Below are 524 nucleotides of genomic sequence, written 5' to 3' on the forward strand. Positions count from 1 at the left end.
ACTGCAACCCGAGCTGGAGGCTGCCGCACAGAACAAAGCCCTGGTCGAACAGCTGCTCGAGCAGCAACGCGCCCAGGGTTACTGGCTGTTGCTGCCGCTTCTGCTGCTGGTGGCCTGCGCGGGCCGCCGTGGCTGGCTGTTCTGCCTGCCCCTGCTGTTTATGCTGCAACCGCAGCCCGCGCAGGCCATGAGCTTTACCGACCTGTGGCTGCGTCCCGACCAACAGGGCCTGCGCCTGTTGCAGCAAAACAAGCCGCTGCTGGCCGTGGAGCATTTCAGCGACCCGCTCTGGCAGGGCGTGGCCCTGTACCGGGCGGGTGACTATGCGGGTGCAGCCCGACGCTTTGCCGAAGTCAACAGCGCCAGCGCGCACTATAATCGCGGCAATGCACTGGCCATGAACGGCGAGCTGGAAGCGGCCATCGATGCCTGGGAACAGGCGCTGGAACTGCAACCCGAGCTGGAGGCTGCCGCACAGAACAAAGCCCTGGTCGAACAGCTGCTCGAGCAGCAACGCGCCCAGG

The 524-nt window shown here is 65.6% G+C and carries 1 protein-coding gene; it reads left to right on the forward strand.

Features of this window, described 5'->3' with window-relative positions; translation table 11 throughout:
• Positions 1 to 524: tetratricopeptide repeat protein (locus tag GHO03_RS24725; protein WP_256668781.1), on the forward strand; the 524-nt coding region annotated here is incomplete at both ends.

Origin of the sequence: Pseudomonas sp. FSL R10-1339 (assembly GCF_009600545.1) — a bacterium.
Classification (GTDB): domain Bacteria; phylum Pseudomonadota; class Gammaproteobacteria; order Pseudomonadales; family Pseudomonadaceae; genus Aquipseudomonas; species Aquipseudomonas bubulae.